At 65.0% G+C, this 18,974-nt stretch carries 18 protein-coding genes; 14 read left to right on the top strand and 4 right to left on the bottom strand.

Features of this window, described 5'->3' with window-relative positions:
* The first annotated feature begins 1 nt into the window (after nucleotide 1).
* Genes KI611_RS03120 through KI611_RS22080 form a run of 3 tightly spaced genes read left to right on the top strand, consistent with a single transcriptional unit; the run spans nucleotide 2 to nucleotide 3,585 of the window.
* Nucleotides 2-925, top strand: a complete 924-nt coding sequence (locus tag KI611_RS03120) for an AAA family ATPase (protein WP_226418374.1) — start codon at nucleotides 2-4, stop codon at nucleotides 923-925.
* Between the two features lie 3 nt (nucleotides 926-928).
* A complete protein-coding gene (locus tag KI611_RS03115; RefSeq protein WP_226418373.1) occupies nucleotides 929-2,203 on the top strand; it encodes a DUF58 domain-containing protein in 1,275 nt (424 codons plus the stop codon).
* Complete coding sequence (locus tag KI611_RS22080; protein WP_264180086.1) at nucleotides 2,200-3,585, top strand: DUF4129 domain-containing protein; 1,386 nt, start codon at nucleotides 2,200-2,202, stop codon at nucleotides 3,583-3,585. The genes KI611_RS03115 and KI611_RS22080 overlap by 4 nt, the downstream gene beginning before the upstream one ends.
* 6 nt (nucleotides 3,586-3,591) lie before the next feature.
* Here KI611_RS22080 and KI611_RS03105 read toward each other — a convergent pair whose 3' ends face one another.
* Both KI611_RS03105 and KI611_RS03100 read right to left on the bottom strand, forming a co-directional pair.
* Complete coding sequence (locus KI611_RS03105; protein ID WP_226418372.1) at nucleotides 3,592-4,893, bottom strand: ATP-binding protein; 1,302 nt, start codon at nucleotides 4,891-4,893, stop codon at nucleotides 3,592-3,594.
* Nucleotides 4,894-5,017: 124 nt separating this feature from the next.
* Nucleotides 5,018-5,596: an SCO family protein gene (locus tag KI611_RS03100; RefSeq protein ID WP_226418371.1), complete on the bottom strand. Its 579-nt coding sequence runs from the start codon at nucleotides 5,594-5,596 to the stop codon at nucleotides 5,018-5,020.
* A 304-nt stretch (nucleotides 5,597-5,900) separates the two neighbouring features.
* Between KI611_RS03100 and coxB the strand changes: the two genes are divergently transcribed.
* The 5 genes from coxB to KI611_RS03075 are packed head-to-tail and all read left to right on the top strand — an operon-like array spanning nucleotide 5,901 to nucleotide 10,282.
* On the top strand, nucleotides 5,901-7,070 hold the full coding sequence (coxB, locus tag KI611_RS03095; protein WP_226418370.1) for a cytochrome c oxidase subunit II: 1,170 nt from the start codon (nucleotides 5,901-5,903) through the stop codon (nucleotides 7,068-7,070).
* Nucleotides 7,071-7,079: 9 nt separating this feature from the next.
* Nucleotides 7,080-8,672 carry a cytochrome c oxidase subunit I gene (gene ctaD / locus KI611_RS03090; RefSeq protein ID WP_226418369.1) on the top strand — a complete coding sequence of 531 codons (1,593 nt, stop codon included), beginning with the start codon at nucleotides 7,080-7,082 and terminating at the stop codon, nucleotides 8,670-8,672.
* The gene (locus tag KI611_RS03085; RefSeq protein ID WP_226418368.1) at nucleotides 8,669-8,806 is read left to right on the top strand and encodes a hypothetical protein; all 138 of its coding nucleotides are present in this window, start codon (nucleotides 8,669-8,671) and stop codon (nucleotides 8,804-8,806) included. The genes ctaD and KI611_RS03085 overlap by 4 nt, the downstream gene beginning before the upstream one ends.
* A gap of 4 nt (nucleotides 8,807-8,810) precedes the next feature.
* Nucleotides 8,811-9,419: a cytochrome c oxidase assembly protein gene (locus tag KI611_RS03080; RefSeq protein WP_226418367.1), complete on the top strand. Its 609-nt coding sequence runs from the start codon at nucleotides 8,811-8,813 to the stop codon at nucleotides 9,417-9,419.
* A complete protein-coding gene (locus tag KI611_RS03075; RefSeq protein ID WP_226418366.1) occupies nucleotides 9,416-10,282 on the top strand; it encodes a cytochrome c oxidase subunit 3 in 867 nt (288 codons plus the stop codon). The genes KI611_RS03080 and KI611_RS03075 overlap by 4 nt, the downstream gene beginning before the upstream one ends.
* On the opposite strand, the gene KI611_RS03070 is transcribed toward KI611_RS03075, so the two are convergent.
* Nucleotides 10,270-10,470, bottom strand: coding sequence for a twin transmembrane helix small protein (locus KI611_RS03070; protein ID WP_226418365.1), 201 nt, complete (start codon nucleotides 10,468-10,470; stop codon nucleotides 10,270-10,272). The two genes, KI611_RS03075 and KI611_RS03070, sit on opposite strands and share 13 nt — an antisense overlap.
* Between KI611_RS03070 and KI611_RS03065 the strand changes: the two genes are divergently transcribed.
* From KI611_RS03065 to KI611_RS03045, 5 genes are all read left to right on the top strand, one after another.
* Nucleotides 10,469-11,236 (top strand): SURF1 family protein, encoded by a 768-nt coding sequence (locus KI611_RS03065; protein ID WP_226418364.1) that lies wholly within the window; start codon nucleotides 10,469-10,471, stop codon nucleotides 11,234-11,236. The two genes, KI611_RS03070 and KI611_RS03065, sit on opposite strands and share 2 nt — an antisense overlap.
* Nucleotides 11,233-11,838, top strand: coding sequence for a hypothetical protein (locus tag KI611_RS03060; RefSeq protein ID WP_226418363.1), 606 nt, complete (start codon nucleotides 11,233-11,235; stop codon nucleotides 11,836-11,838). Before KI611_RS03065 ends, KI611_RS03060 begins: the two co-directional genes overlap by 4 nt.
* Before the next feature lie 9 nt (nucleotides 11,839-11,847).
* Entirely contained in the window at nucleotides 11,848-12,741 is an 894-nt protein-coding gene (cyoE, locus tag KI611_RS03055) for a heme o synthase (protein WP_226418362.1), read from the top strand.
* Nucleotides 12,741-13,727, top strand: a complete 987-nt coding sequence (locus KI611_RS03050) for a COX15/CtaA family protein (RefSeq protein WP_226418361.1) — start codon at nucleotides 12,741-12,743, stop codon at nucleotides 13,725-13,727. Before cyoE ends, KI611_RS03050 begins: the two co-directional genes overlap by 1 nt.
* Nucleotides 13,728-13,849: 122 nt before the next feature.
* Complete coding sequence (locus KI611_RS03045; RefSeq protein WP_226418360.1) at nucleotides 13,850-15,874, top strand: GumC family protein; 2,025 nt, start codon at nucleotides 13,850-13,852, stop codon at nucleotides 15,872-15,874.
* A gap of 95 nt (nucleotides 15,875-15,969) precedes the next feature.
* Here KI611_RS03045 and KI611_RS03040 read toward each other — a convergent pair whose 3' ends face one another.
* Entirely contained in the window at nucleotides 15,970-16,998 is a 1,029-nt protein-coding gene (locus tag KI611_RS03040) for a dienelactone hydrolase family protein (RefSeq protein ID WP_226418359.1), read from the bottom strand.
* Nucleotides 16,999-17,250: 252 nt separating this feature from the next.
* Between KI611_RS03040 and KI611_RS03035 the strand changes: the two genes are divergently transcribed.
* Nucleotides 17,251-18,816, top strand: coding sequence for an ABC transporter substrate-binding protein (locus KI611_RS03035; protein WP_226418358.1), 1,566 nt, complete (start codon nucleotides 17,251-17,253; stop codon nucleotides 18,814-18,816).
* The last annotated feature ends 158 nt before the right edge of the window (nucleotides 18,817-18,974 follow it).

Below are 18,974 nucleotides of genomic sequence, written 5' to 3'. Positions count from 1 at the left end.
CATGAAAAACATCCAGTCACTGATCGACAACGTCGAGAAAGTCATCGTCGGCAAACGGCCGGTCATCGAGTTTGCCGTCATTTCGCTGCTCTGCCGCGGCCATGTCCTGCTCGAGGACGTTCCGGGCACCGGCAAGACCATGCTGGCCCGTGCCCTGGCCCGCTCGGTGGCGGTCGACATGAAGCGCCTGCAATGCACGCCCGACCTGCTGCCATCGGACATCACCGGGGTGCCGATCTACAACCAGAAAACGACCGATTTCGAGTTCCGCCCCGGGCCGGTATTCACCAACATCCTGCTCGCTGACGAAATCAACCGCGCCACGCCGCGCGCCCAGTCGGCGCTGCTCGAATGCATGGCCGAGTTCCATGTCAGCGTCGATGGCCACACCTACCCGCTGCCGAAAATCTTCATGGTCCTCGCCACCCAGAACCCGATCGACATGGCCGGCACCCACCCGCTGCCGGAAGCCCAGCTCGACCGTTTCTTCGTCCGCCTGCACGTCGGCTACCCGAGCCTCGACGAAGAAGTGCGCATCCTGGCGGCCCAGGCCCTGCGCCACCCGATCGACGATCTGCAGCCGGTGATCGACGAGTCGGCCATCCTGGCCGCCCGCGATGCGGTCAAGGCGGTCCATATCCATGCCGATGTCGCGACCTATATCGCCCGCATCTGCGCCGCTACCCGCCAGCATCCCGACCTCCGCCTCGGTGCCAGCCCGCGCGGCACGCTGGCCCTGGCCAGCGGCGCCCAGTGCCTGGCCTTTCTGCGCGACCAGGCTTTCGTCTCGCCCGACCTCGTCAAGACGATGGCCGGCCCGGTCATCGAACACCGCCTGATCGTCCGGCCGCAGGCCGCGGCGATGGGCCGCACGGCGCGCGACATCCTGCGCGAAGTGCTCGACCAATTGCCGCCGCCGATCTAGGCCATGCCCCAGCCCTCGCTCGCCGGCTGGCTGACGCTGCGCCGCAAGGCCATCGTGTTGCTGGCGCTGACCGTCGTCGCCTATCTTTCCGCGCTGAACCGCGACCAGTCGCTGCCTTGGGCGATCGGTGCGCTGCTCGGCGCCACGCTGCTCACCGGCTTTCTCTGGCCGCGCTGGCTGGTCCGCCGCCTGAGCGTGACGCGGCGCGGCCCGAGCCGGGCCGAGGAAGGCGAAACCATCCGCTTCCGGGTCGAGGTCAGCAACCCGGGATGGCTACCCCGTTTCATGGTCGAACTGGTCGACCGCCTGCCCTTCGTCGGCCTGGCCGATCCCGAACAAGGCGGCGGCGAGAAGGTGCTCGGCGTTCTGGCCTACCTGCCGGGCCGGCGCACCAGCGCCTTCGACGTTCCGGTACTCTGCGAAAAACGCGGGCATTACCGGCTCGGCCCGGTCAGTCTGGCCTCCAGTTTCCCGCTCGGCCTGGCCGAAGCGCGTCTGCGGCGCAACGACGGCGTCCAGGCCCTGACCATTTATCCCGATGTCTTCAGCATCCTCGGGCTGCCGCTGCACGGCGCCCCCAGCCAGATTCACCGGGGCGGCTACCTGCTGCCGGAAGGCGCCGGCGCCGCCGAGTTTTCCGGCTTGCGCGAATACCGCCGCGGCGACAACCCGCGCCATATTCATTGGCCGACCACCGCCCGCCTGAACGAGCTGATGGTCAGGGAGTACGAACCGCTGGCCTCGGCCTGCCTGAGCATCGTGCTCGACCAGGCCGCCGAATCGAATGTCGGCCTCGGCAAGGAGTCGACTTTCGAATACGCCGTCCGGGTCGCCGCTTCAATCGCCCGTTATGGCTGCACCCAGAGCATCCGCACACGGCTTGCTGGGGCCGGCGGGCAAACCTGGCTGCAAGGCCAGCCGGGCACCGGCGACGCCCACTACCAGGGCATCCTCGACCAGTTGGCGGTGGTCGATTGCGATGGCGTGACGCCCTATGCCCGGCTGCTTGATCAGGTCGCGCAAACCACCATTCGCGGCGAGACGGTGGTGATTTTCCTCGCCGAGCAAACGGCCAGGACGCGCGAAACGCTGCACGCCCTGACCCTGCTCAGGGCCAAGCAGGCCAATCTGTTCGCGGTGATTTTCGACCGCGACTCCTTCACCGCGGCCGGCCCGGCCGGCGACAACGCCCAGCTCACCGCCGCCCTGATCGAACTCGGGGCCTGTTACGTCCCGGTCCGCCGCGGCGACGACCTGGTTCAATTGTTCAATCGATGAATCCGCCGCTCACCTACTTTTCCGCCTATCTCGGGCTGTTCGCCGCGCTGAGCCTGGGCGTTGCCTGCAATGCCTTCCTCGACATCGGCTACGGCAGTTTCTCCACCGAGGTCATCCTGTGGGCGGCCGTCTTCGCCTGGACGCTGCGCGTCGGCTGGAAGCAACAGGGCAGCCCGCAGGAAAGCGGCCAGCAACAACAAAAAATCGTCCTCATCCTCGGCTTTGTCGCGACCGTCCTGGTGTTCATGCCGCTCTGGGGACTGCCGCGGGCCGGCATCTACCTGCTCGCCGTGCTCCAGGCGGCCCAGAACTGCGTGACCACCAGCCGCCGCCAGTTGCACTTGGGCCTGCTGGTTTCGGCGGTGATGGTGATGTTCGCCGCATCGCACTATCGCGCCGACTGGACCATGCTGTTCTACTTGGCGCCCTACGTCGCCGCGGTGGTCTTCACGCTGGTCTCCGAACAGATCAACCGGCGTGCCGAAGATCTACGCCAGGTCAGCCTTGGCCAGCCGACGGCCGGAGGGCAGGGGATGGCCATCGCCGCCGCGACGACGACCATTCTGCTACTCGCCACGAGCTTCTATCTGCTGACGCCGCAAGTCACCTGGCCACAATTGTTCTGGCGCTACGGGCAATTGAGCAATATCGGCCTGCTTGGCGAATCGCCCGGCAGCGGCGGAGCCGGGCAATCGGGTGGCGACGGGGCAAGCGGCGGCGCCGGGTCGGACGGCGCAGCGGCTGGCCAGAACGGTCCCGGCGACGGGCAGCCCGGCGCGGGCAACCCATCCACCCGCGGCTGGCCGACGCCGGGCGAAATGCGCGCGGCGGCCGATCGCCCGGGGATGCCGCACTGGCAGTCGACGACCATCAAACAATTGGCCAACCTGAGCGAAAGCCTGCAGCAGAGCCTAGCGCCAGTGATGGAAAACCTCGAGGCACTGTGGAATGCCATCAAGGAGTGGCTGCAGAAACATCGCACCGCCGCCTGGCTGAGCCTGTTCGCGCTGTTGCTGCTGATCCTGCTCGGCGTCATCGCCCTGCTGCTCCGCGAGGTCAAGGTCGTCACCTGGCTGCGCACGCGTTACGACTACCTCCGGCTCGGCCTGCTGGCGCAGCACGCCAGCGGCAGCGCGGGAGCCCGACAGTATTACCAGGCTATGGAAAGGCTGTTCGTCATCCAGGATACGCCCCGCCCACCGGCCGCCAACACCCGCGAATATCTCGCCGCCATGACCCAGTTTCGCCCCCACCTGGAGGCTGAAACATCGGCGCTGACCCGGCTGTTCGAGACGGCCCGCTACGGCCGCGCAACAGCCGACGCCAACGATCTGAAGCAGATGCGGCGACTGTACCGGCAGCTTTTCGACAAGCTCGGTTAGCGGCGCTCAATTGCCGGCGGCGCGGTTCAGGCGAACGGTCAGCGAGAAGGTGCTGCCGACGCCCGCTTCGCTGCTTACCCGGATGTCGCCGCCCATCAACTGGGCCAGACGCTTGCTGATCGCCAGGCCAAGGCCGGTGCCGCCATATTTTCGGCTCAGCGAACCATCGCCTTGTTCGAAGAGCGAGAACAGACGGTCGATGTCCTTGCCGGCGATGCCGATGCCGCTGTCCTGCACTTCAATGCTCAACTTGATGCTGTCCGGACCCAGCTCGGTCAGCCCGGCGCGCAAGTTGATCCGGCCCTGGTCGGTGAATTTGACGGCGTTATCGGCCAGGTTGAGCAGTATTTGCTCCAGGCGTACCGGATCGCCGCGCAGCAGCGTGCTGCTGACTTCCGGCGGCACATGAACCGCCAGTTGCAGGCCTTTGTCGCCGGCCTTGCGGCCGAGGGTCGCGGTGATGTTGTCGAGAATTTCGGCCAGCGTGAAGTCCTGGCATTCCAGGGTCAGGCGCTCCGCCTCCAGCCGCGAGATGTCGAGGATGTCGTTGATCACGGCCAGCAGGCGACGCGAGGCGCCGTCGATCACCGTCAGCCGGTGGACCAGCGCCGGGTCGGTGGCGTGGCTGCGGGCCATCGCGGTCATCCCCATGATCGCATTCATCGGGGTGCGGAGTTCATGGCTGACCGTGGTCAGGAAGATGGTTTTGGCTCGACTGGCCGCCTCGGCCGCCTCCTTGGCGATGGAGAGGGCCGCCGTGCGCTGTTCGACCTCGGTTTCCAGATGGCTGCGATGGGCCGCCAGGGCGTCGTTGGCGACTTTCAGCGCTTGCGTGCGCTCGTCGACCAGCGCCTCCAGTTCATGATTGCGTTCCTGCAAGCGCCACATCGGGTAGACCTCGCCCTCTCTGGCCAGGCCGAAGGGGATCGAAATCCCGCTGTGGGCGATCATCCAGGCGTCGCCTTCGCGCCGGAAGACCAGCACCAGGCGGGCCGTTTCGCGCGCCAGAACGGGGTCGTGTTGCGGCAGGTGAATATGGAAAAAGGCGGTCGCCGCGACGACGTCCTCGGCCAGATCCTGCGGCGCGAAGTCGAGCATTTCGATCCGGATCCGCCCGGGCACCTGCGCGAAATCGAGGCGGGTGACCCGGATCCACTCGTCCCGGTCGGTGACCAACCGGTCGCTGCTCCCGGCGTAGCCGCTGAAGTTCTCGCTGAAGCGCGTCGTCAGGCGCTCGTCGCGCGAGGCGTACATCTCGATGTACTCGTCGAACAATGAACGAATGAGGCGCTGACGTTCCGGTTGCATCGCACCATATCCCATAAAAATGTCAAAAATGCCAGGCCAGCATACATGACTATGCTGCGTTGTCAAAGAACTGTGCGGCACCGGCGATCGGCAGCCTCGACCTTGGCCGCCGGACGGCTGGCCGCTAGTCGGCGAGCAGCAGGCGCAGGTCGGCGACAATGTCGGCGACGGCGGCGCCATCCTTGACGTAGAGCCGGAGGCGGCCGGCCGGGTCGTAGAGATAGGCGCCGGCCGAATGGTCGAGAACGTAACCGAGGCCGCCGCCAACCTCCTTGCGGGCGCTGAAGACGCGGAATTCGCTGGCGGCGGCGCGGGTCTGTTCGGCATCGCCGCGCAAGCCGAGGAAGCTCGGGTAGAACCAGGGCACGAAGGCCTTCAGACGTTCGGCGCTGTCGCGCTCCGGATCGAGACTGACGAACAGCACCTGGACCTTGGCCGCGTCCGGCCCGAGCGCCTTCATCGCTTCGGCGAAGCGGGCCAGCGTGCCCGGGCAGATATCCGGACAGGAGGTATAGCCGAAGAAGACGACCACCGCCTGGCCGCGAAAATCGGCCAGCGAACGCAGCCGGCCGTTGTGATCGGGCAGGGCCAGCTGGCGGCCGAACGTGGCGCCGGTCAGATCGGTCGCGCGGAAGGCAGGCGCTTCCCGGCTACAGGCGACTGCCAGCAGACAACACAACAATATGCACAGGCGATTAATCATCAATGAGTAAATTAATTGAACTTAAGTAAATGTATCCGATTCTGAATGCTGACGTCGCTTCTCACAAGGGAGGAAGGGGATGGCCGATTCAGCGAGCCACGACAGCAAGGCGCAATGCCTGGTTGCCCGGTCGTCCCTGCGCCCCGCTTTCCTTGAAGCGCGGCCACTTGCCGAAGCCCGTCAGCATCCCCGGCACAACAGGAGCAGATGTCCACCAGAGCATTGAGGCTAGAACCGGGCATCTGGGCAGCGCAAAAAAAGACAACGCGGAACCAGAGGCCAGGCAACACAGGAGGAGGCTTGCTTGAAGACCGATTCTCGATCATCGCGCTGTCTGCTGGCCAGCCTGGCAGCGCTGCTGCCGCTGCCTGGCCTGGCGGCCTACAACTACAACTTCCCGGAACCGGTGACGCCGATCGCCCGGGAAACGCTGCACATTCACAACGAGTTCATGCTGATCATCACCGTGCTGTTCGTGGTGGTGTTCGCCATCATGATCTACTCGATGATCCGCCACCGCAAAAGCATCGGCCACCAGCCGGCCAAGTTCGTCGGGCCGAGCGGCGCGCTGCAGTGGTTCTGGGTGCTCATTCCGTTTGCCATCCTGCTCTTCATCGACTTCGTGCTGATGGGCATCCCGGCGGTCCAGGCGATCATCAGCATGGAAGACACCAAGACGCGCGCCGACATGGTGCTCAAAGTCACCGGCATGCAGTGGAAATGGCAATACGAGTACCCGGAAGCCGGCGTCAAGTTCATCAGCACGCTGGCCACGCCGCGCCAGCAGATCAGCAACGCCGAGGCCAAGGGCGAACATTACCTGCTGGAAGTCGACAACCCGGTGGTCCTGCCGGTCGGCAAAAAGGTCCGCGTGCTGCTCACCTCGACCGACGTCATCCACACCTGGTGGGTACCGCAGTTCGGCGTCAAGCGCGATGCCGTGCCCGGCTTCCTGCGCGAAACCTGGGTGCAGATCGACAAGCCCGGCATCTACCGGGGCCAGTGCGCCGAGCTGTGCGGCAAGGACCATGGCTTCATGCCGGTGGTTGTCCAGGCGCTGCCGGAAGCCGAATACCTGGTCTGGCTTGAGACCAAGAAGGCCGAGGCCAAGGCAGCAGCAGGCGGCGCCGACCGGACGTGGAGCAAGGACGAACTGCTGGCGACCGGCAAGGAAGTTTACGAGAAACAATGCGTCGCCTGTCACCAGACCAACGGCCAGGGCCTGCCGCCGGCCTTCCCGGCGCTGGCCGGCAGCCCGGTGGTCAATGCGCCGCTGTTCGGCGCCGACGGCAAACCGGCCAAGGACAGCCATCTCGACCGCGTGCTGAACGGCAAGGTCAACACCGCGATGCAGGCATTCCGCAACAGCCTGTCCGATGTCGAACTGGCCGCCGTCGTCACCTACGAACGCAACAGTTTCGGCAATACCCGGGGCGACATGGTCCAGCCAGCCCAGGTCAAGGCCCTACGCTAGGAGATTGGCATGAGCGCAAGCACAACCCACCCCGCCGGCCACGCCGAGCCTTATTCCGGCGGCGTCATGCGCTGGTTGACGACGACCAACCACAAGGACATCGGCACGATGTACCTGAGCTTCTCGCTGCTGATGTTCTTCGTCGGCGGCGCGATGATCCTGGCGGTGCGGGCCGAATTGTTCCAGCCCGGCCTGCAGCTGATGCAACCGGAATTCTTCAACCAGCTGATCGGCATTCACGCGCTGGTAATGATCTTCGGCGCGCTGATGCCGGCCGCCACCGGCTTCGCCAACTGGATGCTGCCGCTGATGCTGGGCGCCCCGGACATGGCGCTGCCCCGGCTGAACAACTGGGGCTTCTGGCTGCTGCCGCCGGCCGCCTTCCTGCTCACTCTGCCCTTCAGCCTGGCCGTGCTCGGCATCGGCGACGGCGCGCTGGCCACCGGCTGGACCTTCTACGCCCCGCTCTCGGTACAGGGCGGCATGGGCGTCGATTTCGCCATTTTCGCGGTGCATATCCTGGGCATCTCGTCGATCATGGGGTCGATCAACATCATCGTCACCATCTTCAACATGCGCGCCCCCGGCATGACCCTGATGAAGATGCCGCTCTTCGCCTGGGGCTGGCTGATCACCGCCTTCATGCTGATCGCCACGCTGCCGGTGCTGGCCGGCGCGGTGACCATGCTGCTCACCGACCGCCATTTCGGCACGCATTTCTTCGACGCGGCCGGCGGCGGCGACCCTATCCTCTTTCAGCATCTGTTCTGGTTCTTCGGCCACCCCGAGGTGTACATCCTGCTGCTGCCGGTCTGGGGGCTGATGCCGCACGTCCTGTCCACCTTCTCGCGCAAGCCGACCTACGGCCACACCGCGCAGGTCTACAGCTTCATCTGCATCGGCCTGCTCTCGGTGGTGGTCTGGGCGCACCACTTCTTCACCGCCGGCATGCCGGTGCCGGCGCTGATCTATTTCATGTTCAGCACCATGGCGATTTCGATACCGCTGGCCGTGCTCTTCTTCTGCTGGATCGCCACGATGTGGAAAGGGGCGATGAGTTTCGAGACGCCGATGCTGTTCGCCGTCGGCTTCATCGTCCTGTTCGGCATCGCCGGCCTGACCGGGCTGATCCTCGCCGACGTCGCGGCCGACGCGCAGTACCACCACAGCTACTTCGTCGTCGCCCACTTCCATTACGCGCTGTTCGCCGGCGGCATCATGGGCGTGATGACCGGCGTCTATTACTGGCTGCCGAAATGGACCGGCCACATGTACAGCGAAAAGCTCGGCAAGCTGCATTTCTGGCTGACGGTGTTTTCCTTCAATCTGACTTTCATTCCGCAATTCTTCCTCGGCCTGGCCGGCATGCCGCGACGCATTCCCGATTACGCGCTGCAGTTTGCCGAATTCAATGCGATCTCGACCCTCGGAGCCTTCATCCTCGGCTTCAGCCAGCTGCTCTTTGCCTGGAATATCTGGGCCTGTATACGGGGTGGCCCGAAGGTCGAGAACCGCGTCTGGGAAGGTGCCGAAGGCCTGGAATGGGAACTCGCCTCGCCACCGCCGCACCACAGCTGGGAAATCCAGCCGGTGGTCAAATGAGCGAAGCGAACATGACCCAGCGTTTTTCCGCTGACGAACTGCAGCGCCGCCGCGCCGCCGCGCGCCGCCTCGGCTGGCTGCTCGGGGCCGTGGCGCTGGCGATCTACATCATCGGCCTGTTCATCAAACGCTAAGCCGATGGAACAGGCCCATCCCGCCCCCGCCAAGCACGCCCGCCTGATCGGCCGGCTGTTGCTGCTGGTCGCCGCCGCCTTCGTCTTCGCCTTTGCCCTGGTGCCGCTCTACAACGTGCTCTGCGAAGCGACCGGTTTCAACGGCAAGAGCGCCGGGCGCAGCACCGGCTTTGGCGTCGGCGGCCTGCTCACGGCGGGCGGCCCGACCCCGACGCCACGGGTCGATGTCAGCCGCAGCGTCCGCGTCGAATTCACCGGCACGGTGATGCCCGGCCTGCCCTGGGAGATGCGGCCGCTGACCTTCAGCCTCGATGCCCATCCCGGCGAACTGCAGCAGGTCAGCTATCTGGTGCGCAACACTTCGGACCGCCGGATCACCGGCCAGGCCGTGCCGAGCATCAGCCCCGGCCAGGCCGCCCGCTACTTCGACAAGATCGAGTGCTTCTGCTTCACCCAGCAAACCCTCGGCCCGGGCGAAGCGGTGGAAATGCCGCTAGCTTTCATCATCAAGCCGGAGATGGCGGACGACATCACCCACATCACGCTGTCCTACGCCTTTTTCAGCATCGACGGACAACGCCAGACCCTGACCACGCCCCGGGAGGCCCGATGAGCAGCCACAGCACGCCCGCACGCCAACACTACTTCGTGCCCCAGCCGACGCTCTATCCGGTCATCCTGGCCGGCGGCATGTTCTTTCTAGCGCTCGGCTTCATCCAGGCGATCAATGGCTTCGACCTCGGCCGCTGGGTCATGCTCGGCGGCTTCGCGATCATCGTCTATGTGCTGTTCGGCTGGTTCGGCCGGGTCATCGGCGAATCGCGGCGCGGCGCCTATCGCGACTGGGAAGACGTTTCCTTCCGCTACGGCATGGTCTGGTTCATCGCCTCGGAAGTGATGTTCTTCGCCGCCTTTTTCGGCGCGCTGTTCTACCTGCGGGTGATCGCCGTACCCGAACTGGGCGGCATGACGGCCGCCCACGGCACCAGCCTGTGGCCGGAATTCGCCGGCACCTGGCCGAGCAGCGGCCCGAAAGGCAACCCGTTCACGCCGATGGGCGCCTGGGGCATCCCGGCGATCAATACCTCGCTGCTCTTGAGTTCCGGCGCCACCCTGACCTGGGCGCACTGGGGGCTGCTGCGCAACCAGCGCTGCCAGTTGATCATCGGGCTGGCCGCGACGGTGCTGCTTGGCATGCTGTTCATCGGCTTCCAGGCCTACGAATACCACCACGCCTACAGCGAACTGGGCCTGACCATGGGGGCCGGCGCCTATGGCGCCACCTTCTTCATGCTCACCGGCTTCCACGGTTTTCACGTGACGCTCGGCACCATCATGCTGGCGGTGATCCTGCTGCGCAGCCTGAACGGCCATTTCGACAGCGAACGGCACTTCGCCTTTGAAGGCGTCGCCTGGTACTGGCACTTCGTCGATGTCGTCTGGCTGCTGCTCTTCGTCTTCGTTTACTGGGTGTAGCCGGCGATGAAACCGAAGCGGAAGGCCAGCAGCAACAAGGCGAACAGCGCGATCGACAGACCGACCCGCCAGGTCAGCAGGCGCACCGTGCGCGTCCCGGCGCCTCGCTCGCGATAGAGCGAAAAAAGCCCGGAAAACAGACTGACGACAATGGCCAACACCAGCAAAACCACCACTACCTTGATCATGGAAGACGCTCCGGCGACGCGAACCGGGTTTCAGTATGCGCGTCCGCCGGCCGGCCGGGCAAGGACCAGCCGGCGCTGGGTGGCGATCCTCGGCGGCATCCTGCTCGCCTTCCTGCTCCCCGCCTTCATTTCGCTCGGCCTGTGGCAATGGCGCAAGGCCGCAAGCAAGACCGCCATCCAGGCCCAACTCGACCGGCGCAGCCACGACGCGCCGATCACCCTGCCGACGACGATGGTCGACGCCGAATCATTGCGCTTTCACCGGGTCGCCCTGCGCGGTCGTTTCGATGCCGGCCGGCAGACCCTGATCGACAACCGGCTGTATCGGGAACAGGCCGGCTACCACGTCATTACGCCGCTCCGCCTCGAAGGCTCGACGCTGCATGTGCTGGTCAATCGCGGCTGGGTGCCGGCCGCCGCCGACCATCAGCAATTGCCGGCGATCGGCGTGCCGGATGGCGTGGTCGAACTGAGCGGCATCGTCGTCACGCCCGGCCAGCGCTTTTTCAATCTGGCGCCCCAGCCGGTCAGCGGCTGGACGCCGGTTTGGCAGAACCTCGATCTCGAACGCTTCCGCCAGGCCCTGCCCTATCCGATCCAGCCGCTGGTCGTCCAGCTCGACGCCGATTCGGCGCACGGCTTCGTCCGCGACTGGCCGCGCCCCGACGAGCGGGCCGAACGGCATCGCAGCTACGCGCTGCAATGGTTCGGTTTCGCCGTCGCCAGCCTCGGCATCTGGGGCTATTTCCTGGTGCGCCGGCCATGACCACGAGCAGCGCACCGCTACCGCTGGCCCGCCCGTCTTCCGGGTTGCCGATGCTGGTCCTGATCGTCACGCTGCTCGCCCTGCCCTTTGCCATCGCCGCCGGGCTTTATCTGCTCGGCTGGCAGCCGGCCCGCACCGGCAATCACGGCACGCTGCTCAACCCGCCGCAGCCGCTACCGGCCGACGGGCTGCTCGACAGCGCCGGGCGGCCGCTGGCGACCGCCGAGCTGCACGGCAAATGGCTGCTCATCCTGGCCGGGCGCGGCGCCTGCGATGCCGCCTGCCGCGGCCGGGTCGACGAGATGCGCCGGATCCAGGTCTCGCTGAACAAGGACATGGGCCGCCTGCGCCGCGTCGTGCTGACCGACAACGCCGGCGACAGCGGGCTGACGGCGCTTCGCCAGCAGCAACCCGACCTCGTAGTCGGCGCGGCGCCCGCCCTGTGGCTGCCATGCAAGGACCAGCCGACCGAACAAGACGCCTACCGTCTTTACGTCGCCGACCCGCAGGGCCAGCTGATCATCAGCTACCGCCCGGACGTCGCCGGCAAGGCGGTGCGCGCCGACCTCGACCGACTGCTCAAATTCGCCTGGACCGGCTAGGAGATCACGATGGAAACCGTTGCCCCCCGCCCGCTGCCGCTCGGCCAGCACTTCGCCGCCTTCGCCCAGCTGTGCAAGCCGCGGGTCAACAGCCTGATCGTGTTTACCGCGATGATCGGCATGTTCCTGGCGACCCCGGGCTTCCCGCCGCTGCTCCGCTTCCTCGTCGCCTCGCTCGGCATCGCGCTGGTCGCCTTTGCCGCCGCCGCCCTCAATTGCCTGGTCGAGCGCGGCATCGATGCGCGGATGGCGCGCACCCGCTGGCGGGCCACCGCGCGCGGCGACATTTCACCGCTCGAAACCATGACCCTGGCCCTGTTGCTCGGCGCCGCCGGCCTCTGGCTGCTGCATGCCTTCATCAACGACCTGACGCTGTGGCTGACGCTGGCCACCTTCGTCGGCTACACCGTCGTCTACACGCTGATCCTCAAGCCGGCGACGCCGATGAACATCGTCATCGGCGGCGCTTCCGGCGCCATGCCGCCACTGCTCGGGTGGACCGCGATGACCGGGCAGGTATCGGCCGAGCCGCTCGTTCTCTTCCTGATCATCTTCCTGTGGACGCCGCCGCACTTCTGGGCGCTGGCCTGCTACCGGCGCGACGACTACGCCCAGTCCGGACTGCCGATGCTGCCGGTGACGCATGGCGTCAAATTCACCTGCCAGCACATCCTGCTGTACACCGTGATGCTCGCCGCCGCCAGCCTGATCCCGGTTTCGCTGGGAATGAGCGGCTGGTTCTACCTGACCGCCGTCAGCCTGCTCGACCTGGTCTTTCTCGGCTACGCCGTGGCGCTCTGCCGCGCCTACAGCGACGGACTGGCACGGCGCGCCTTCCGCTATTCGATCATCTACCTGACGCTGCTCTTCGCCGCGTTGTTCGCCGACCGCCTGTTCGTCTGATGCGCCTCTACCGCTACCTGTTGATCCTCGCCGCCGGACTCGCCCTGGTCGTCGTCGGCCTGGGCGCCTGGGTCCGGCTGTCCGATGCCGGCCTCGGCTGTCCCGACTGGCCGGGCTGCTACGGCCACCTGCTCGGTGTCCCCGAACACGCCGCCGACAGCGCCAAGGCATGGAAGGAAATGACCCATCGCTACGCCGCCGCCAGCCTCGGCCTGGTCATCCTCGGCATCTGCCAGCTGGCCTGGCGCCTGCGGCCGCGCATTTCGCCGTTGCTGCCGACAGCGCTGGCCGGCATCGTCTTCTTTCAGGCGCTGCTCGGCATGTGGACGGTGACGCTGCTGCTCAAACCGCTGGTGGTCAGCGCCCACCTGCTCGGTGGCATGACGACGCTGGCGCTGCTCGTCTGGCTCAACCTGCGGCAGCACAGCCGGCCGGCCGGCCCGACGGCCAGCCCGGGTCTGCGCGCCGGCGGTCTGCTCGGACTCGCCCTGCTCGTCATGCAGATCGCCCTCGGCGGCTGGGTCAGCAGCAATTACGCGGCGCTGGCCTGCGCCGATTTTCCAACCTGCCAGGGCCGCTGGCTGCCCGCCATGGACTTCGCCGAGGCCTTCACCGTGCACCGCGAACTCGGCCAGACGGCGGCCGGCAGCCTGCTGTCGACCAGCGCCCTGACCGCCATCCACTGGGGCCACCGGCTCGGCGCCCTGTTCATCCTGCTGACCGTCGGCAGCCTCGGTCTTGCCCTGCTCCGCCGCCCGGCCTGGCGCGCCTGGGGCGGGCTGCTGCTCGCACTGCTGGCGCTGCAGATCGGCCTCGGCATTGCCAATGTGCTGCTCGCGCTGCCTTTGCCGCTCGCCGTTGCGCACAACGTCGGCGCCGCACTTTTGCTCAGCGCGACGCTGGCGCTCAATTTCCGGCTATGGGATGGCGTTCAGGCGATGCGCCGACGCTCCGGAAAACCGATGACGCTGGTTTTAGGCGAGTAGGCGAAGCCCTACCCGCTCTCCGGCTGACCCCGACACAGTTCGCGATACAGGCTGATTGGCTGGCCGGCCAGGAAACGTAAGCTGCGTATTTAAGGCAATGGCGCGCGTTGAGGAGTCTTGCCATGACGAACTTCGAGACACTGGTCAATCCCGCCCGGCCATACGAAACGGACGTCGCCGCCGAGCTGGCCGTGCGCGGCAACCGGCGGCGCCTGCGGGTATTCCTCCGGACTTTCCTGACGGTCCTCGCCGTCGGTCTGATATTTACCTACTCGCGCCCGGCGGAATACCGCGCGCAAGCCAGAATAGCCATCAAGACGGCCGGCGCCGTCACCGCACTGGCCGCTGCTCAGCCCGGATCGGCAACGGTCACGACGGCGGCGAACGGCGCCACGGCCGGCAGCCTGCTCGGCGAAGCCGGGCGCATTCTGAGTCGTCCGCAGATCGATGCGGCGCTGGTCACATTGCACCAGCGCGGCGTCGACGTCTCCGGATTCGGTTCCGATCCGGCCCTCGGCATCCAGGCCGCCTTGAGCGCCGAACCGATCCCCGAAACCAATCTCGTCGATCTGACGATGACCGGACCACAGCCCGAGCATCTCGCGGCGATCCTCAATGCCCTGATCGAAGCCTATTCGTGGCAGACCCTGGCCAGCTATGCCAGTTCGGCAACCAGCGAAAACGCGACCTTGCGCCAGGAACTCGACAATCTCGACCGGCGTCTGGCCGAGAAAACGAAGGCATTGGACGATTTTCGCCGAGCGGCCGACATCGTCTCCGGAGAGCGGGACGAAAACCAGATTCTGGCGCGGGTGAAGGGACTGTCGGAGTCCCTGAACCAGGCCGGCGACAAAGTCGCCCAAGCCGACGGCCGGGTCCGTTCGCTGCGCGAATCGCTGACCGCCGGCAAGAGCGTGGTCCGGGCCCGCGACAACCCGACCCTGGCGGCGCTCGAAACGCGCGCCTCGCAGCTGCGCGAGGCGCTGCGCGAACAGGAACGCATCTACACGCCGCAATTCATGGCGATGGACCCCAATGCGCGCGGCATGCGCTCGCGCCTGGCCGATCTCGAGGGACAGATTGTCGAACAGAAAGGTAATGCGGGCCAGGTCGCCCTCCGCGAAGCCGAGGACGACCTGGCGGCGAGCCGGCTGGCCCAACTGAAGCTGCAAAGACAGATTGCCGAGGAGCGCAGCGCCGTGCACTCGTTCGCCAGGAACTTCACCACCTTCAAATCGATGCAGGACGAACTGGCGCAGCTCGAAGCCAGCCGGCGCAGCCTGTCCGAACGCCTGTTGCGGAGCGAAACCAGCGAAACCTCACGGATGCCCGCCGTGCAGGTGGTCGAATCGGCGGTCGCCGCGCCGGATATCTGGCGGCCGGATTATTCGCGCGACGCCGCCATCAGCTTCGCCGTGGCCCTCGTCGCCGGCCTGCTCGCCATGGCCCTGATCGAGCAGTTCAATCGCTCGCCGCCGGCCACGATTCAGGCGCCAAGCCAGCCGCAACCCTGGATCACCCTGCTCGCCCGGCAACCGTTGCCGGACAAGCTGCCGCCACCGATCGAAGCTGCTCAGGCGCTGCTCCCGGGGATCGCCGATCTGCCGCGCGAGCTAGCGCAAGCGGAAGTCGCCGGCCTGCTGCAGGCCGTGCCTGACGAAGATTTCCCGTGGGTGACCCTGCTCCTGTGCGGCGCGACACCGGCGGAAATCCGCCGCATCACGGCTGCCGATCTGCACCGGGAAGCGGCGGCCATTCGCATTCCGGGGCCCGCCGCCCGCTCGATCATCCTTCCGGAAATGCTGTTCGGCCAACTGGCTGCGATTGCCCTGCGGCCGGATCACCAGCGCAGCGAAGTCGTCGAGCTACCGCATTCCGAAGATGAACTGAAACGCCGGCTGATCTGCGCCGCCCACGATGCCGGCCTGGACGATCCGGCGACCGTCACGCCGGAAACGCTACGCCATACCTGTATCGCCCATCTGCTCAGACAGGGGCTGCGCTTCAGCGATCTTGAGCATATTGTTGGCACGCTGCCGACCGAGGCATTGCGCGAATACGCCGGCCTTTCGCCAGTCGGCGTGCGGCGCACGCTGGCCCAGATCGAGCCGCTGATGCCGGCACTGCAAACCCTCGCCCGGAGCTGAAGGAAGCCGGCCCGGCCAGACAAACGACGGGGCAGCGCAACTGTTCGTTACGCTGCCCCGTCAACCATCTGCTTAGCTGACCCCAAGCCGGTCCGTCAGCGCGGTTCTTGCGTCGGCGTTCCGCTCTTCGCCAGACGGGTCATCTTCCAATCCACATCGGTCCCTATCGTATGCTCGATGAAGAAGGCCAGCATCCGTTGGCGGCTGTCTTCCGCCGCTTCCTTGTTATGGCCGAGCGACTTCCCGAGATATTTCTGCGGCATGATGTTGAGGTCGAACGAGTGGGCGGCACCGGGGTAGGTTTTCAGCTGCAAGTCCGCCTTGGTCGACTTGACGCCTTCGCATTCGCTGGCCGGCGTCCAGTCGTCATCGGTGCCCGCGAAAACCATCAACGGCGACTCCAGTTCGACCTTGCGACCACCAAACGAGCCACACCACGGGTAGTAGGCCGCCACCGCCCGATAACCGCCATCGGCGGCCTGAGCGTCGCGCGGCGCATCGCCCTTGGCGACATTGATGGCAACGCTGCCGCCATTGCTCTGGCCCATCAGAAAGATGTTCTTGCCATCGACGTAATCTTGCGAACGCAGATATTTCAGCGCGTCGTAAGCATCGGAAGTTCGATAGTCGAGCGCGTCGCGCTGGCTCCTGATGCTTTCGCAAACCTTGCCGCCGCCGATGTTGCGCGGACCAAAACTATCGAGGTCGAGGACGACGAAACCATGCTCGACGAGATATTCCGCATAGGCCCGCATCGCGTGCCGTACTGCCGGTTGCCAGCCGCCACAGCCGTGCATCAGAACGACCGCCGGGAAGGGACCATTACCTTCGGGCTTCGAGATATCGGCGCGCAATTTCACGCTGTCGGCGGTATAGGCATTACTGGCTTCGAAGCTGACTTTTTCGGTCGCCTGCGTCGGCGCGACAAACAAGGCGGAGATGCACAACAGGGCGGTACTGGCTAGACAACGTCGATCGCCGTGCCGCTTTTCGGCCCATGGCGAAACGCCACCGGCCCGCTCGTCAGCCTCTTTCCGGCGGTCACGTCCCGAGCGCCGATCAACAAACGGCATCAGATCGCTACCGAGAACACTCCAGTCATCCTTTTCTCTACGGTCCGCCATTTTTTGGCCTCCTGTTCCTTGCTCTCCGGAACGATCAAGGCAACTCCGGAAATAACACGCTTCACTTTTCTGTTGAATTTGTTGTTTTTGACAGCTTTTGATAACTTCACTATATACGCTGATTGTCATTCTCGCCACCCGAGTTTTTGCGATGGGTCAACTAGAATTAATTTGGGTCTGATACTGGAGCCAACCAAGACTATAGTTATTTCAGGTGTAGTTTCTTCAACATAACTGAGTGGAGAAAAAAAAATGAAAACTTTAGCAAAAACGACTTTGTATACTGCCACGCTGCTCGCGTCATTCGCTCTCGTCGGCTGCGCAAACGTCGTGCGGGTCGCCCCGCATACAGACCTCAAGGTTCTCGACCCGGTCTGGACAACCGCCTATATCACGCGCAACCACGGTTACCTGGTTTATGACACGTTGTTCTCGCTTGACGAGAGTTTCGAGCCGCAACCGCAGATGGTGAACAAATGGACGGTTTCCGATGACAAGAAAACCTGGACATTCACCCTGCGCGACGGGCTGAAATGGCATGACGGAACCGATGTCACGGCGGCCGACTGCGTCGCCTCCCTGGAACGTTGGGGCAAGCGTGACGGCGTCGGTCAACAGCTGTTCCGCGACGTGCAGAACATCAGCGTCGGTGATGCCAAGACATTCACCATTCAATTCAAGGAACCCAATACCTTCGTGCTCGAAGCGCTGGCCAAGGTTTCGGCCAACGTTCCGTTCATGATGCCCAAACGCGTGGCGGAAACCGATCCGTTCAAGCCGATTCAGGATGCCACCGGCTCCGGCCCGTTCATTTTCAAGAAGAGTGCCTGGGAACCCGGCAGCAAGGCCGTCTATGTCAAGAACAGCGACTACGTACCACGCACCGAGCCCCAATCGCTGGCGGCCGGCGGCAAGGTAGCCAAGGCTGATCGCATCGAATGGATCTACTATCCGGACCAGGCTTCGGCCGTCGCGGCGCTGATTGCCGGCAAAGTCGATTATGTCGAATCACCATCGACCAAGTCGATTCCGGTACTTGAGGGCAAGAAAGGCATCGTCGTCACCTCGACCGATCCGCTCGGCAATATCGCCATGGTCCGCTTCAACACCCTGCTGCCACCGTTCGACAAGCCGGCGGTTCGGCGTGCCGTTTTGCAAGCCATGCAACAGGAAGACTACATGGCGGCGGCCTTGGGCAACCCGAGCTTCTGGCGAGTCTGCCATTCGGTATTCCCCTGCGGAACGCCACTGGCCAACGATGCAGCCAGCGACCTGATGAAGCCAGCCGGACTTGAGGCAGCGAAAAAGGCACTGCGCGATGCCGGCTATGACGGAACGCCCGTCGTGATTCTGAACCCGGTGGACAGCCCGGTTATCTCGGCCTTCACCAAGGTCACGGTCGACAAGTTGCGCAACCTCGGCATGACCGTTCGCGTCGAAGACATGACTTGGGCCGCGCTGACCGAACGCCGCGCCAATCGCGACGCAGTCGGGGCCGGTGGCTGGAATATCTTCCACACCTGGTGGCTGGCCGCAGACGTCATGGATCCGATGGCAATCGCCTTCTCCGGCGACCGGACAACCGGCTGGTACGGTTGGCCGAACGACCCGGTCCTTGAAGACTTGCGTGGTGCCTATGTCCGAGCCAAATCGGCCAACGAGCGGAAGCAGATCGCCATGAAGGTCCAGAAGCAAGTTGCCGAAACCGGTGTCCTCGGTGTCCTCGGGCAGTTCTTCGAGCCGGTTGCCTACAGCACCAAGGTCAAGGGCATCACGACGCCAGTCCAGTTCTACTGGAACATGTACATGGACGAATAAACTCAGCCAATCGAGTTTGCGGCGTTTGCTGATTCGATAGCTCGCGTAACCATCCCGGGATGGTCGCACTGAGCCCCCCCGGTCTTAACCGACCGGGGCCTCGGCGGCCCGTTCAGTCCGGCCTGGCCTGTGTCGGCAAACGCTGTTTATCAATCGTG

The organism is Dechloromonas denitrificans (assembly GCF_020510685.1).
In the GTDB taxonomy this organism is placed as follows: domain Bacteria; phylum Pseudomonadota; class Gammaproteobacteria; order Burkholderiales; family Rhodocyclaceae; genus Azonexus; species Azonexus denitrificans_A.
This window is presented reverse-complemented; position numbering and strand designations above follow the sequence as displayed.